Annotated in this window: 8 protein-coding genes and 3 pseudogenes; 2 read left to right on the forward strand and 9 right to left on the reverse strand. The window is 68.1% G+C overall.

Annotated features, from left to right (window positions below):
- From KN815_RS03425 to KN815_RS03435, 3 genes and pseudogenes are all read right to left on the reverse strand, one after another.
- Positions 1-949 (reverse strand): annotated as a pseudogene (locus KN815_RS03425) (hypothetical protein); the annotation flags it as partial.
- A gap of 83 nt (positions 950-1,032) precedes the next feature.
- Positions 1,033-3,456, reverse strand: a complete 2,424-nt coding sequence (locus tag KN815_RS03430) for a glycoside hydrolase family 20 protein (RefSeq protein WP_443732321.1) — start codon at positions 3,454-3,456, stop codon at positions 1,033-1,035.
- 624 nt (positions 3,457-4,080) lie between these two features.
- Positions 4,081-6,399 (reverse strand): ricin-type beta-trefoil lectin domain protein, encoded by a 2,319-nt coding sequence (locus KN815_RS03435; RefSeq protein WP_253208727.1) that lies wholly within the window; start codon positions 6,397-6,399, stop codon positions 4,081-4,083.
- Between the two features lie 469 nt (positions 6,400-6,868).
- Between KN815_RS03435 and KN815_RS03440 the strand changes: the two are divergent.
- Positions 6,869-6,994 (forward strand): annotated as a pseudogene (locus KN815_RS03440) (IS5/IS1182 family transposase); the annotation flags it as partial.
- 39 nt (positions 6,995-7,033) lie between these two features.
- On the opposite strand, the gene KN815_RS03445 reads toward KN815_RS03440, so the two are convergent.
- The 6 genes and pseudogenes from KN815_RS03445 to KN815_RS03470 all read right to left on the reverse strand — a co-directional run bounded on the left by KN815_RS03445 (position 7,034) and on the right by KN815_RS03470 (position 13,429).
- On the reverse strand, positions 7,034-9,436 hold the full coding sequence (locus KN815_RS03445; protein ID WP_216340038.1) for an Ig domain-containing protein: 2,403 nt from the start codon (positions 9,434-9,436) through the stop codon (positions 7,034-7,036).
- Positions 9,433-10,413 (reverse strand): EamA family transporter, encoded by a 981-nt coding sequence (locus KN815_RS03450; RefSeq protein WP_216340040.1) that lies wholly within the window; start codon positions 10,411-10,413, stop codon positions 9,433-9,435. Before KN815_RS03450 ends, KN815_RS03445 begins: the two co-directional genes overlap by 4 nt.
- Positions 10,413-11,744 (reverse strand): Gfo/Idh/MocA family protein, encoded by a 1,332-nt coding sequence (locus tag KN815_RS03455; protein ID WP_216340042.1) that lies wholly within the window; start codon positions 11,742-11,744, stop codon positions 10,413-10,415. Before KN815_RS03455 ends, KN815_RS03450 begins: the two co-directional genes overlap by 1 nt.
- Positions 11,741-12,015, reverse strand: a pseudogene (locus KN815_RS03460) (carbohydrate ABC transporter permease); the annotation flags it as partial. The pseudogene KN815_RS03460 and the gene KN815_RS03455, both read right to left, overlap by 4 nt.
- Entirely contained in the window at positions 11,928-12,518 is a 591-nt protein-coding gene (locus KN815_RS03465; RefSeq protein WP_216340044.1) for a carbohydrate ABC transporter permease, read from the reverse strand. The gene KN815_RS03465 and the pseudogene KN815_RS03460, both read right to left, overlap by 88 nt.
- Positions 12,497-13,429, reverse strand: a complete 933-nt coding sequence (locus KN815_RS03470; RefSeq protein ID WP_216340048.1) for an ABC transporter substrate-binding protein — start codon at positions 13,427-13,429, stop codon at positions 12,497-12,499. The genes KN815_RS03465 and KN815_RS03470 overlap by 22 nt, the downstream gene beginning before the upstream one ends.
- A gap of 523 nt (positions 13,430-13,952) precedes the next feature.
- On the opposite strand from KN815_RS03470, the gene KN815_RS03475 reads away from it, so the two are divergent.
- Positions 13,953-14,339: MarR family transcriptional regulator (locus tag KN815_RS03475; protein ID WP_216340046.1), on the forward strand; the 387-nt coding region annotated here is incomplete at its 3' end.

The following is a 14,339-nucleotide window of genomic DNA, read 5'->3' on the forward strand; positions in this document are numbered from 1 at the left end:
TGCCTGCCTGCTGGGCGAACGTGACGGCGGAGGCCAGATTCGCGGAACTCAGGTCGTGCAGCACCAGAAACGGCTGCCGGGTCGCCTCGGCCACCTTCTGCCACTGCCCGTTGATGGTGGGGTACGGCAGGCCCTCCCCCCGCGCGACCTGGCTGAGCACGGTGAGCACAAGATCCGGTGCGCTGCCGAACACCGCCAGCTTCGACCCGGTGATCTTCCTTTCGGATCCCGAGAGCGGGCCGGTCGGGATCTGGCCGTCCCTGATCCGGACCTTGCTGTAGTCGTAGGTGTAGGCACGCAGGATGCTGCCCCACGACGTCTTCGCCGCGGCGCTCCAGTCGTTCTGTGTCCCGCCCTGCCCGTACGGCTTGGATTCGACGTCCGAGCCGAACCCGAACGAGCCGAACTCCTTGGGCCAGGCACCGACGGTCTTGTCGTTGAGCGGGTGGATGCCGAACACGAAGCGGCTGTCGCCGACCAGGCCGACACCCTCACCCACCGTTTGGTTGACGCGTGCCGCCAGCGGCCCCCACAACAACGTCTGCACATCCACACCCGACGCGGCGTCCAGGCCGATGATCTCGAGCGTCGAGTACGTCGCACGCGTGACGACCTTCACCTCGACGCGCACCTTGTCGCTGCTGAACACCAACACCCGCGGGTCTCGTCGCGAAACCCGCACCTGGGTAGGGGTTTCCTGCTTCCCGTCCTCCAGCACGACAGACACCAGGGGCGTCTTTCTATCCGCCGCCGCGTAGTCGGTTCCGTTGCGCAGGTCCACCAGACTGGCTACCCGACCCGCCTGGTCGAGGCCGATCGCCAGGAATCCCGCCTTGATCCGCAGTGCCCTGGGCTCCTGTGCCGCGGACGCCGGCTCGGCCATCGCCGGAACCGCGATCGTCGCCAGCGAACTCAAACCGCTGGCGATCAGGAAATTCCGTCTGTCCATGAATCCTCCATGTCGATCTGTTCGAAGGTGGTGCTGGTACCGATTCCGCCGGTGTCCGCGACGGAATGGGTGAACCCAGGTGGTCAGTGCTGCCGGCCCTGATGGATGACGTCGGCCTCCGGGCTCGTGGCTCGGACCTCGAATCGCCGGAGCGAGTAGCCGTAGGAAGACGTGCGCTTGATCCCTTGCATGCGCACGTATCGGCCTGTCACCGGCGCCAAGGTGAGTTCGTCCACACGCGCGCCCGTCGGCTTGCTTCTGGCCGCGGCCACCGTCTTCCAGTTCTCCACGTCGTCGGAGACCTGGATGTCGTAGTCCGCTGCGGATGCCGTCTCCCAGTCGAGCAGGACGCGCCGGACATTCTGCGAGCGGCCGAGGTCCACCTGGATCCACTCGTCGTCCCGGTAGGCACTGGCCCATCGGGTCTTTCCATCCCCATCGGTGGCGTTCTCCGGTCCCAGGCCAGGCACCTCGGACGACGATGCCGTGGTCGGCTGATGCAGAGCCAGGTCGGGTGCATCGAACACGCGCATGCTCCACAGCGCGTATCCGTCCTGTTTCCGTCCCGCCTCGGTCCCGATGAGCCGCACGTGCCGGGCCGTGACCGGATCGAAGGTGAGCGTGTCGGAACCCGCGGATTCGCGGCCTGTGCGACCTGCGACCGTGGTCCAGGTCGTGCCGTTCCTTGACACCTGGATCTCGTAGTCGCGCCCGTGCGCGGGCGCCCAGTCCAACTCGACCTTGCTGACCGTCTCCGGACGGTCGAGGTCCACTCGGAGCCAGGCGTCATCTCCTCGTCCGCTTTCCCACTTGGTGGTGCCCACGCCGTCGAACGCCGCGCATGCCTCGCCCGCGGACGCAGTCGCCGGTCTGCCCAGGCTCACCTCTCCGTTGGCCGCGGTGGCCAGTGTCGTGGCGACCTTGGTCAGTCCTGTGCCCACGCCGAGCCTGCGCACGGTCGCGAGGAAGGAGTCGTACGGTACGTCCGACTTGGCGCCGCTCCACATCTTCTGGGCCAGCACGCCGAACGTGGGCTCGACCAGCCCGTGCACATCCAGTTCGCCGTAGGTGGCTTCGGTCAGGTCGTTCCAGACGGCGGACATGGCGCCGAGCAGTTGAGGGTCACCAGGTTCGACGCTCTGACCGTCCGGGAAGACGTTGGGCTCCCACTGGTCGTAGAGATACTTACCGTCCAGCCCCCGGCCGTGGTAGTAGTCCGCGAACGGGACGATGTAGAGCAGGTCGTCGTTGGTGTTGATGAAGGAGAATCCGTCCCGCTTGGCGGCCTGCGGCCCGTACCACTGGTTGTTCCAGCTGTTGAGGGTGACGTCGCGGTCGTAGCCGTCGGCGTCGGAGGCCATGACGGACAAGCTGCCCCAGGCCCGTGGATGCTTCCCGAGCGCGCGGACGTGGGCCGCCATCTCGTTGAAGTAGATCTTGTAGCGGGGTTTGTCCACCGTGTACTCGTCTGCGCCGAAGTGCACATCCGGACTGCGGAACCAGGGAACGAACTCGTCGAACACCGACTTCATGAACGCGGTGGTTTCCGGCTTCGACAGGTCCAGGTGGTCGGAGTCGCCGTTGTTGAGCCCCAGCGACGGCCGGAACCGTGTAAACGCCAGCGAGTGGGCGGGAGCGTCGATCTCAGGGGTGATCGTGACACCGTTGACGGCCGCAGTGTCCTCGAAGGAGTCCCAGTCGCGTCGGTCGTAGGCTCCGTCCTTCGAGGCCAGCCCGGCCAGTTCGGGGTTGTCGGTCTTGAGCCGGAAGCCGGCCTGGACCTCGCTCCAGGGCCTGTCGCCCTTGAACCCGTTGTCGTTGAGGTGCAGTTGCAGCTCGTTGAGCTTGAACCAGCCCATGAGCCGCACATAGTCCCGGATGAAGTCAGCGGTGAAGAAGCGCCGTCCGACATCCAGCATGAAGCCCCGCACCTTGTAGTTCGGCCAGTCCACGGCGGTGCCCACGGGCACCGAGTCACGGCCGTCGTCGAGCAGCAGAATCTGCAGCAGCGTGCGCGTGCCGTAGTAGACGCCCCTCGTGGTCCGTGCGGTGATCCACACGTTCCGGTCGGTGACCGTGAAGGTGTACCCCTCCTCCTTGAACCGGGCACCGCCCTCGGCTTCGGCCAGTGTGGGATCGACCGCCAGCACGATGTCGCCGTCCTGCGGGGCCCCGGGCGCGATGTCCGGCCTCCGCCCCGTCACCTGCTCGACCTCGTTCGGGAGCGTGGCAATCCGGTCACGCAGTCCGTCGCCATGTTTTCCGGCGAACACGATTCGGCTGTGTCGGCGCAGCTCGAAGGAGCCCATACCGCCCTGCCACTTCTGAAGGGCAGGTACCACCGCGGGCCTGACATTGACGGAGGCGGGTTCGGCTGTCGCCGGCGCGGCGGGAGCGACGAAGGACAGTAAGAGGAGCAGACACGCAAGCAGTCTCAGGCGACATCTCATGGCGGGCTCCAAGCATTCTCGATGGGATCGTTCTTGGAGGTTCGTGCTGCGCTTCATCCCTCTGAGCGGCAGTGCCGCGGGGCGGTGGTATCACCTCGCCGCCGTTCCGAAACCCGTTGGCAGATGATCAACTTCAATCACCTGAAGGGACTCACATAGTCCAGAAACTTTTGGTGGTCGCACAGCCCTCGCTGACGGCCTCTCCTCCTGACGCCTCGCCTTCAAGCGCCTTGAGCTCAGAAGAGTCTGTGGTTTGGCCGCAGTCACGTCAAGAAGTTGAACACAATTAATCGGGCCAGAGCAGAGATATAGATGTGATACATCTGGAAGGCTGCGAGGGCACGAAGATCTGCCGTCCGGCCGCAATGCGCGAGCCAGGTCGAGTGCGACGGCTGCGCAGTCGATGAGCCGAGCCAGGGGTACGTGGGATGCGGGCATACCACCAGGCCCGAGGACCCGTCGCTGGAACGGGTCCTCGGGCCGCGCCTGAACCGGGTGGAGTCCGTGCTCACCAAAGACCAGTCGGTCCGTGCCTCCCTTCGGCGGCGGCCTGGACGGCACCCAAGATCTTCTCCTAGGCGCCGTCCGCCGCCCACCTGCGATGACGGAAGCGGGCGGTCTGTCACTTCCCGAACGGTGACGGCAGATCCCGCCGCGGAATGCCGTCCTGTCAGACATGCCTCAGGGCAGCGTCCACCGCTGGTTCTCCCCGGCGTTGCAGTCCCACAGGGCCAACTGCACTGCGCCGTTGCCCGAGTTGCCGCCCGGGATGTCGAGGCAGCGTCCGGAGCCCGCGCTCCAGAGGGTTCCGTCGGAGCGTGGCACCCAGCGCTGGTTCTCGCCGCCGTCGCACTTCCCGAGCTGGACCGGGGTGCCGTTCCGCGTGCTCTTGGCGTCGGCCTCGACGCACTTGCCGTCCCGGCCGCCCAGGCGCAGCGTGCTGCCGTCCGATGACCACTTCTGCGCGTCGGAGCCGTTGCAGTCCCAGATCTGGATGCGGTTTCCGTCCGCGGTGGCGCCCTGGGCGTCGTCGAGGCACTTGCCGCCCAGGCCGGACGTGACCTCACCCGTGCGAGGCCGTGGCACCGTGCCCGCGGTGAGCTTGAAGTTGTCGAACTGGTCGGTCTGGTAGCCGGTCACCCCGATGCCCGCTTGGCCGCGGGCGAACGTGGAGTCGTCCACGCTGCCGAGAGTCTTGCCGTCGAGGGACGCCGTCAGCTTCGTGCCCCGCATCATGAGCGACAGTTTGTGCCAGGTGTTCAGGCCCAGGGCGTCGGTCTTCCCCTTGGCCAGGGTCGTGTACTTCCATGTCCTGTCGCTCTTGTCGATCGACCAGGAACCGTCGTCACCGGCCCTCAAGTGGTAGGCATCCAGGCCATTGTTGTTGCGGCCCTGTATACCGACTCGGCCGAGGAGCTCGGCGCTGCCGGACTGTTCCAGCAGCACGTCGGCGGAGACCGTGTAGTTGGTCCACGAGCCGTCGCCCATGAACGAGTACGGTGCGTAGTAGGGCTCGTCGGTCCAGCGGATCGGGCCGGTCGGGGCCATCTGGCGCAGGCAGGTGCCGGCGCGGCCGCCGCCGCAGTCCACGGTCTTGAAAGCGCCGTTCATGTCGGAGAAGTATTTGGCGTTCGTGGACGCACCGGGTTTGTCGAAGGTGTCGGAGTAGGGCAGCTTCATTGCGGCGCCCGCCGGAGGCTTCACTGTGCCCTTGCCCTGGCCGGTGGTGGTGGTGAGCGTGTAGACGTGTCCCGGCTTCAGGGTCAGGCGGTATGTGCCGTGCGTCGGTGTGATGTCGTCGCCGCGCACGAAGTCGTCCGCGGTGCTGTCCGACTTAACGTCGGTGGACCAGACGTGCACCGCGCCGGTGGACAGGCCGCCGCCCACGGCGACGTTCACAGTCTGCTCATCCTTGGCGTCCACGGTCTCGATGACCGTCGAGTAGTCCCTGTCGTTCGTCGACTTCAGCGAGACATGGCTGCCATTGGCCCGGTCACCACCGAGATAGCCGCTCGCGGAGTCGATGTACTGCCAGCCCGGCTTGGTGAACTGCGAGGTGTGCGCAGTGATCCAGGTCGTCGTGCCGATGCTGTAGTGGCCCGACCAGGGCTGCGCCGCGACCGACATGCCGTCGGTCGAGAAAAACAGGTTCGGGTAGAGCGCGGCGATGGCCGGCCAGTTGAAGTAGGCGGTCATCTTGCCGTCGATGTAGTCGCGGTTGATGGCGCGGGCCACCGCGGGGGCTCCGGTGTCGGTTTCCAGGGATCCGTTCTCGCTCGCCCACAGCGGCTTGCCGAGGCCTTGCGCGGTGTCGGTGCTGGGGCACGCGGTGAAGTCGGTCTGGTAGCCGCAGGGGTAGTGGACACCGACGATGTCGACCGCCTCGTTGAACTCGGGGTCGTTCTTGAGCGCGTCCGCCACGTCCCAACCGCTCTCGGCGGCGACGACCTTCGTGTCGTAACCCTTGTCCGTGAGCGTGGACTTGAGCTTCTTGAACCAGTCGACGTTGTATCCGCGCTCGTTCCAGCCGCCGATGTAGTCGATGTCCAGGTGGTGCTTCTTCGCGCAGCCGAACCAGGACATGTAGTAGTCGATCGTGTCCTGGGACCAGAAGTTGCCGTCGCCGATCCATCCCGGGGCGCCCCAGGCGAGGCCGGCCAGCTTGATGTCGGGGTTGCGCTTCTTGGCCTGCTCGGCGAGCCACCACTCGTAGCCCTCCCCGCAGTCCACCTGCCCACGGGTGTGCTCGTGGCTGGGCTCGGCGCCGTCGGTGGAGTTGGTGTCGCCGCCGATCTCCAGTTTCAGGACTTGCAGGGCGGCCCCGTAGCCGGGCTTGAACAGGTAGTCGAGCAGCTGGCTGCGCTGCGGCTCCGGATAGTCGATGAGCAGCCGGGTGTTGCCGCCGCCACCGCTGATCGCCCCGACTCCGTCGAAGGTGCGGCCGGGCTTCTTGCCGTCGATCGTGATGGACGCGCTCGGGGCGGCCTGGGCATGGGGCATGGGCCCATAGATGAGGGCGCCGACCACAAGGAACAGGAGCGCAAGGAGAGTTGGTCTGCGTTTGAGCAGGGGTGTCATGTCGACTCCGAGAAGGTGGGGAGGATCGACCATCAAACGCGCAATCTGCAACATGAACGAACACAGTCGCGCAGTCGTGCCGATGGTGAGGGATCGCGGGGAGCCTGTCAACGCCCGGGTGGCTCGCCGAGTGGGGCCGACAGCTCGAATGAACGGTCGTCCAGGCGTGCGCATTGCCCACTTCTGACCCGACCTCCCGGATATGGCAAGGAGGATTCATGAGCCACAGCTCCGAACGACTCTCATGACTGATGCTGTTCGAAGTCGTTTAGTTCTGCACGTTCTTGGCTCTTCGCGGCCCGAGGCATGGCACGCCGACGCACGTTGCCAACGGCCGGATGTTGTTTCTCGTTGCGCTTGCAGCGCTACGAGGCCGGCAGCCGGTTCAACCCGACCGCCTGCCGGCCGGCCCCGCGCCCGGCCGGGCGCGGTCGCCGCGAACAAGGCGTACTCGTCCCGCGCCAACCGCGCCTACCGGCGGAAACGCCATATCGAGGCGCTCATCCCCGAGAAGAAGGCTTACGAGCATCCGATGGATCGCGACATCACACAGGCCCTAGTCGAACGTGATCTCATAGTGGGCGGAGGCGTCCGGTAGTCCGCCGGTGTTGCGGGCGGTGACGGTGAACCCGGACTTCCCCGCCCGCTTCGGGACACCGGTGATGCCACCGGTGTCCCGGTTCAGCACCAACCCCTCGGGCAGTGCGCCCGCGGTCACCTCGTAGCGCACGGTCGCCGGGGTGTTCGTGGCGACCTTCGCTTCGTAGAGGCCGTGCGGCTTCGCCGCTGGAAGGGATTGTGTGACGAGGCGAGGGGCCGGTGCCACGACCTGCTGCGGCGCGCCGACCGGAGTGCCGCTCGCGTCGAGCTCCTGGAGCGCCCACTTCCTGCCGGGGGTGACGGTGGTGAGGTGCCAGTTGGTCGACTGGTCACGCATCCGTGCCCGCTGCGCCTTGGTGAAGGCTCCCAGGTTACGGGCCGTCTCCCACTGCTTGATGGCGTCGAGGACCTTCAGGCCGTTGTCGCCGCCGGCCGTGAGGTTGGCGACGGACGTCTGGAATCCGACACCGGCGTTGAGTCCCGCGCCGCGCGCCAGCTTGCTCTCGATGCTCAGCAGGCTCTCCGAGCCGTTGAGGCTGACCCAACCCAGCATCCCGGGAAGGTAATTGGCCTGGTAGAACTCGTTGTTGATGAAGACCTGATTCATCGAGGTGGAGCCGACCTCGCCCCAGCTCGCGCGGGTGAGCGCGTCCCAGGTGTTGGAGGTCATGCGGCTCGTCTCGGTGACGAAGCCGTCCTTGGCCTTGTTCCGCTTGTAGGCGCCGTTGATGAGCAGGGCCTGCCCGTACGAGCCCCAGCCGGACTCCGACGCCGACTCCACGCCGTCGTAGGAGTTGGCACGGATACCGGTGTCGTTCCAGGCGGTCGCCAGGCGGGTGGAGATCTCCTTGATGATGTCGTGGCCGCCGATGGGTCCGCCGTAGCTGTTGACGACGACGCGGGCGGCTGTCTCCCCCGTGGCGTGAGCCGCGGCGGCCGAATCCCACTGGGCGCGTTTGACGCCGGTGACCTGCCACTCGTCGCCGGTCTTCCGCGCGGTGTCGTACGAGACGAACTCGTCCCCGACGCGCAGGAGTTTGCCGTACAGGCCATTCGCGAGGAGGGCGTCGGAGTCGAGGAAGAGCGTGGTGTCGCCTGCGGCGAGGGGGCGGGTCAGCTTGGCCGGGCCACCGATGGCGAGGCGGGAGTCGGCGGGAGCGGGGCTGACGTACGGATCGTTGGTGCTGATGAAGTCGGAGATGGTGTGCACGCCGAGGCGTACGCCGTTGGATGCGGCCAGGTCCACCGCCGCCCTGGCTCCCGCGTCGCTGCCGCCGAGGCTGGAGTTGAACTGGTAGTGCCCGGTGCTCTGCCAGGGCCCCACGGCATTGGGCAGCGAGTAGACGTAGCCGATGCCCGCGGCCTTCGCGAAGCGGGCGGCCGCCGGGATCGTGTCCGTGTTCAGGTCGCCGAGCACGAGGAACGACTGGCTACTGGCCTGCGCGGCCTTCTGCCACTGGCCGTTCTGCGTCGGGTACGGCAGGCCCTCGCCGGAGGCGACGGCGGACAGGACGGTCGGGGCCATGCCGGGCGTGGTGCCGAACAGAGCCACTTTGGAGCCGGTGACGCGCGCGCTGGGCTGGGGCAGCGGCCCGACAGGAATGCGGTAGCCGCCGAGGTTCTGCCGCTCGCGCTTTTGGGTGTAGTCGTACGTGAAGGCGCGCAGCACCGAGCCCCACGGGGTCTTCCCGGCCGCGCTCCACTCTTCGTGCGGGGCGACTTGGAGCTTCGACGGGTTGTCGGCGACCTCGCTCTCCCAGCCGTAGTCCTGGTACTCCTGCGGCCACGCGCCTTCCGTGCGGTCGGTCAGGGGGCGCAGGCCGATGGCGAAGGCGTCGTCGCGCACGATGCCGACCGTCTCGCCGACGGTCCGGGTGATGTCCGTGGCGAGCGGTCCCCACAGCAGGGTCTGTACGTCGGCGCCGTCCGGGACATGGACACGTACGGCTTCGAGCGTCGTGTACGCGCCCTTGTCGACAGCCCGTACATCGACCTCGTAACCGGCCTTGCTGTTGCTGAAGGTGAGCACGCGGGAGTCGTGGTGGTCGCGGACCACACGCGTGGGCCGTATCTGCTTACCGTCGATGACGAGGCTGACGAGGGAGGCGGCCTTACCGGGGGCCAGATGGTCCGTGCCGGTGCGTGAGTCCAGGAGTCCGGTCACGGTCCCTGTCCGGTCCAGGCCGATGGACAGATAGCCGGCGGAAAGCGAGAGGGCGCCCCTGACGCCGTGGTGCACGGCGCGCTGGGCGGCGGGGGTCGCGTCGGCCGGTGCGGTCGTCGCGATGCCAAGGCTCAGGGCGAGCGCGCCCGTCAGGACGGTGGCGCGCCACGCTTGCGGGTGTCTCGGGTGCCTCATGGTCGATCCTCTCCTGCCGCTGTGCGCGGCACACGGTCCGGCGGGGTGGCTCCCTGCCGGGTGGGATGTGCGGTGGTGCGGTAGGACGTCGAACGCTTCAGGCGCGGCAGGGTCACCAGGCCGATGCCCGCCAACGCGCAGCTCAGCAGAGTGACTTCGACAGCGGAGGGCGGTCCGGACAGACCGGTCGCCCACTCTCCGAGCCGTACGGTGAACGGCACCGCCAGCTGGACGGCGGCCGTGAACACCGGGCCGCGCAGCAGGATCAGGCGGTGCTGCACGAGGTAGGCGGGCCCGTACACCGCCCCGCCGAGCACCGCGATCCCGGCCCACTCCCCCGGCGCAGCCTCGTGTGCCGCCAGGGTGAAGGGCAGCAGCAGCGCTGTCGCCGCGCCGAGCAGCACGGGCAGGGCGGCGACGGGGGCGATGCCGCCGAGGTGTTGTCGGTACAGGAACCCGTACCAGGCGAAGGCGAGCATCCCGGCGACGGCGAGCAGCAGGCCCGCCCCGTCGAGCCGGCTGCCTCCCCCGAGCAGGGCGTACGCCGCGGTGGCCGCGGTGGCGAGCACCGCTCCCGCGGCCTGCCGGACGGTGGCGCGCTGCCCGAACCAGAGTGCGCCGAGGGCCAGCGACGCGCACGGCATCAGCGCCACCACCAGGTTGGTGAGGGAGGTTCCGATGCGCGGCATGGCGAGGAGCGTGCCGAGTGCGTACGCGGCGAAGCCGAGTAAGGCCAGATACACGAGCCGGCCGGGCCGCGCGAGAACCGCCCGCGCCTGTTCGCGGGTGTCGGCACGTGCCGCCGCGAACGCGGCAAGTACCGTGCACGCCAAGCCCGTTCGGCCCACCGCGACGAGCAGCGGGTCGGTGTCTTCGACGAGCTCCCCCGACAGCAGCCACGTCCCGGCGAGCAGGGCGACGAGCGCGACGGCGAGCACGGGGACGAGCCCGCGCCGGCCGCCCGCCCATGGGTTCATCACGCCGTGCCTGCCAGCACGACGACCCGTCCGCTGCGCCGCGCCTGCTCGGCCGCGAAGACGACACGGTGGCTGTCGCGGCTCTCGCCCGCGCCGGTCAGCAGGAGTTCGGGCCGCCCCTGATGGTGGGCCCGCACGAAGGCGGCGACCAGGCCCGCGTCGCCTCCGCCGTGTCCCTCGGCCGCGCCGGCCCCGCCGTTGTCGGTGTCGATGACGGTGCGCTCGTCGGTGGTGAAGTCGTAGACCTCGATGTGCCGACCGTCGCCGCTGAGCTGACCGCGCGTGCCGAAGATCTTGGTGTGCCGGTTCTCCTGCGGGGTGAACGCGGTGGCGGTGAAGGCGGCCGTGGCGCCGCCCTCGTAGACGAGGGTGACGACCTGATGGTCGACGACGTCGTTGTCGCTGCGGTACACGCACCGCCCGTACGGTCCGTCGGTGAGCGCCCGCTCCACCGCGTCCTCGGTCAGCTCGTCGGCGGCGATCCGCGTGAAGTACCGCTTGACGCCGCCCTCACGCAGGCCGACCGGGTACAGTTTGAGCGCCGAGTAGGCGCAGGTGTCGTTGAGCGGGCAGGTCACGCAGCGGTCGGTCGAACCCTCGGGCGCGTTCTCCGGGCGGAAGTGGGACAGCGAGCCGAACGAGGAGACCGCCTCGACCGGGCGGCCCACGATGTGGCCGATCCAGTCGATGTCGTGGCAGGTCTTCGTCAGGAGCATGAAACTGGAGGTGTCCTCGCGGCGCCAGTTTCCGCGGACGTACGAGTGCGCGTAGTGCCAGTAGCCGATGGGCTCGAGGTGTTGGACGCTGACGACGTCCCCGATCCGGCCGGAGGCGACGATCTCCTTCACGCGCACGCTGTATGGCGAGTAGCGCATGACGTGGCAGACGGTGAGGGAGACCCCGGCGGCCTCGGCGGCGGCGGCGATGCGGTCGACCTCGTCGACCGTGGTGGCCATGGGCTTTTCGAGGAGGATGTCGTAGCCGCGGGCCGTGAACTGCTCGGCCGCTTCCAGGTGTTGGGCGTCCTGTACGGCGATGACGACGGCGTCCGCGACGCGGGGCCCGGCGGCCAGCTCCCGCCAGTCGTCGTGGCAGTGCTCGGCGGGCACACCGAGCCGGGCGGCCAGTTGGTCACGGCGACCGGTGCGCGGTTCGGCGAGCGCCGTGATGCGCACGGGGATGTCGCCCTCGGCGGCGAGCAGCGCGTACCCACTGCCGCGTGCGCCCGCGCCGGCGACGGCGAGCGTCAGCGGGCGGCCGAGCGGACGGCCGATGTGCCGGTGCAGGTTGGTGAACTCGGTTGCTATCGGGGCGGGTTGGGTCACGGTCATCCCTTGACGGCTCCTCCGGTGAGGTCCTTGACGAAGTGCTTCTGGAGGGCGAGGTAGAAGATCAGCACGGGCCGGGCGGCGAGGAACATCAGCCCGAAGACCTGGCCGTAGTCCTGCTGGTGTTCGCCGATCGCGCGGTAGACGCCGACGGTGACGGTGGTGCCGCCGGCGGGCCGAGGATGATCAGCGGGTTGAGGAAGTCGTTCCAGATCCACACGCCCAGGAAGATGAGGACGGACGCGGTGGCCGGCCGCAGGAGCGGATGGAGTACAGGGCGAGCTGGGGGTCGGACAGCCAGCCGGGCGGATGCGCGACACCGAGGGAACGCAGCGCGGTGTTGATCAGCCCGTCGTCGGTGAGCATCGCCTGCCAGATCACGGTGACGACCACTGAGGACAGCACGACGGGGACGAAAAAAGCGCCGCGCAGCGCGTTGTAGAGCCAGCCGCGCCGGTCGAGCAGCAGGGCCACGGCGAGACCGAGGACGTTGGGCACGATGACGACGATCAGCGTGAGGATCGTGGTGACCTTCAGCGCGGCCAGGAACGCGTCGTCGGTCAGCAGGTTCACGTAGTTGTCGAACCCGATGAAGCGGGTGTGCGGCTTGAACTGGTCGGCGTTGGTGAAGCTGTAGCCGACGCTCAGCAGGATCGGCGCGAGCACGAAGCAGGCATGGACGAGCAGTCCGGGCAGGCCGAAGCCGACGAAGTGGGGCAGGGCGGGCCAGGGGCTGCGGCGGCGCGGGGCGGGGATCAGGGGGGCGGCCCGGCGCACGGCCGCCCCCTTTTCGGCGATCGCCAGCACTTGGCCTTGCCCCAGTCCTCGTCGAGTGCCTGGGTCACCTGGTCGGCGTTCTTGCGCCCGGCGATGAGGTCCCGCGCGAAGGCGTACGACTTCTCGACCATGCCGGGCAGCGGCGAGTCGTCGCCGGTCTCGACGAGGAAGGCATTGACGATGCCCTTGTCCTTGACGGCGCCGTCGTAGACCTTGGCGGTCGCGGTGTAGACGGGCCCCATGTCGGCGGGCGGCATGTATCCCTTCATGGCGATGATCGCGCCGTCGCTCTTCACGACGGCGTCGAGGTTCCGCCGGTCCCGCTGGAAGGCGAGCGCGAACTTTTTCGCCAGGGCCACGTGCTGGGACTTGGCGTTCACGGACATTCCGCCGCCGGTGTACGAGGGGACGGCCGGGGAGCCGTCGTCGGTCGGGAACGGGAAGACGCCGATGTCGTCCTTCATCGCGTTCTTGTCGGCGGCCGTGGCGAACCAGGTGCCCATCGGGTACATGGCGCCCTTGCCGCCGAGGAACGCCCTCTCGGTGGCGGCATAGTCGCGCGGGAGGCCCGCCTTGTCGACATAGCCCATCTTCACGAGCCGCACGAACTTGTCGGTGGCACCCTTGAAGTCGGCGTCGGCGAACTTCGCCTCGTCCGGACGGCGTTGGACCATCCAGTCCGGCATCTTCTTGTAGACGTCGGTGCCGACGAGGGCGGTCCACAGAAAGGAGGCCGCGAAGGCGTCCTTGCCGCCACCGCCGACGACGAACGGGTTGCTGCCGACCTTCTTCAACTTGGCGCTGTCGTCGAGGAGTTCCTGGTAGGTCTTCGGGGGCGCGGCGACCCCGGCCTTCTTGAACTTGTCCTTGCTGTAATAGACCAGCGGCGTCAGGCGCGTGTTGTACGGCAGTCTGGTAGATCTTGCCGCCGATGGGGTTGGAGTGGGGGAACGTGAAGGGCGCGAGTTCCTTGTCCGTCCACGCCGCCAGGTTCCCGGACTCGGCGAAACCGGAGGGAGAAACGGCGATCATCACGTCGGGGAACTGTCCGGAGGGCAGCAGTTGCTTGGCGCACCCGGTGCGGTCGGTGCTCGGCGCGACGAGCTTCTTGACGCTCACACCAGGGACCTTCTTCTCGGCGCGGGCGATGGCCACGTCCCCGTACTTCGCGTCCAGGTTCGGCGTCTGGAAGGTCAGGAAGGTGATCTCGGCCTTCCCCTCCTCCGACGAGCCCGAAGTGGACCCGGCGGGTGAGCAGGCGCCTGCGGCCAGGCCGAGAGCGAGGAGCGGTGCGGCTGTCCTGGCGTTGCGATTCACGGTTGTCCTCGATCCGGACGTCTGCATCGAACTCTACTTATTTTTGGTACCTTCTAAAATAAGATGGCCCGATCGTGCATCGCTCCCATCACAGCGTCAAGGGGGTCGAAGAAGAACGTGTCCATCACCGGAGGCGACTCATCACTGCTCCGGCGCCTCAACCAGGCCGCTGTGCTGCGCGCTCTGCACGAGGCGGAGGAACTCACACTCACCGAACTCGTCAACGCCGCCGCTGTCACCCGGGCGACCGTGGAGAACGCGCTGACCGGATTGGCTGAACAGCGGCTCGTCGAGGAGGTGGCCCCCGAAGCCGTCGGCGGGCGGCGCCAGATCGGCCGCCCCGCCAAGCGCTACCGCTTCCGCGCCGAGTCCGGCTGCGTGCTCGGCCTCGACATCGGCGTGCACAAGGTCCTCGCCGTCGCCGCCGACCTGCGCGGCGAGGTGCTCGGGGTGCGGCGCGCCTCGGTCCAGCCCTCGCTGCCCGCGCAGGAACGGCTCGCGGCC

The organism is Streptomyces niphimycinicus (assembly GCF_018883605.1).
Lineage (GTDB): Bacteria > Actinomycetota > Actinomycetes > Streptomycetales > Streptomycetaceae > Streptomyces > Streptomyces niphimycinicus.

Bases quoted from the DNA above. Each gene is read 5' to 3' on its own strand.
- KN815_RS03430 (WP_443732321.1), bottom strand. From the start codon at position 3,456: ATGAAGCGCAGCACGAACCTCCAAGAACGATCCCATCGAGAATGCTTG.
- KN815_RS03435 (WP_253208727.1), bottom strand. From the start codon at position 6,399: ATGCCCCATGCCCAGGCCGCCCCGAGCGCGTCCATCACGATCGACGGC.
- KN815_RS03445 (WP_216340038.1), bottom strand. From the start codon at position 9,436: ATGAGGCACCCGAGACACCCGCAAGCGTGGCGCGCCACCGTCCTGACG.
- KN815_RS03450 (WP_216340040.1), bottom strand. From the start codon at position 10,413: ATGAACCCATGGGCGGGCGGCCGGCGCGGGCTCGTCCCCGTGCTCGCC.
- KN815_RS03455 (WP_216340042.1), bottom strand. From the start codon at position 11,744: ATGACCGTGACCCAACCCGCCCCGATAGCAACCGAGTTCACCAACCTG.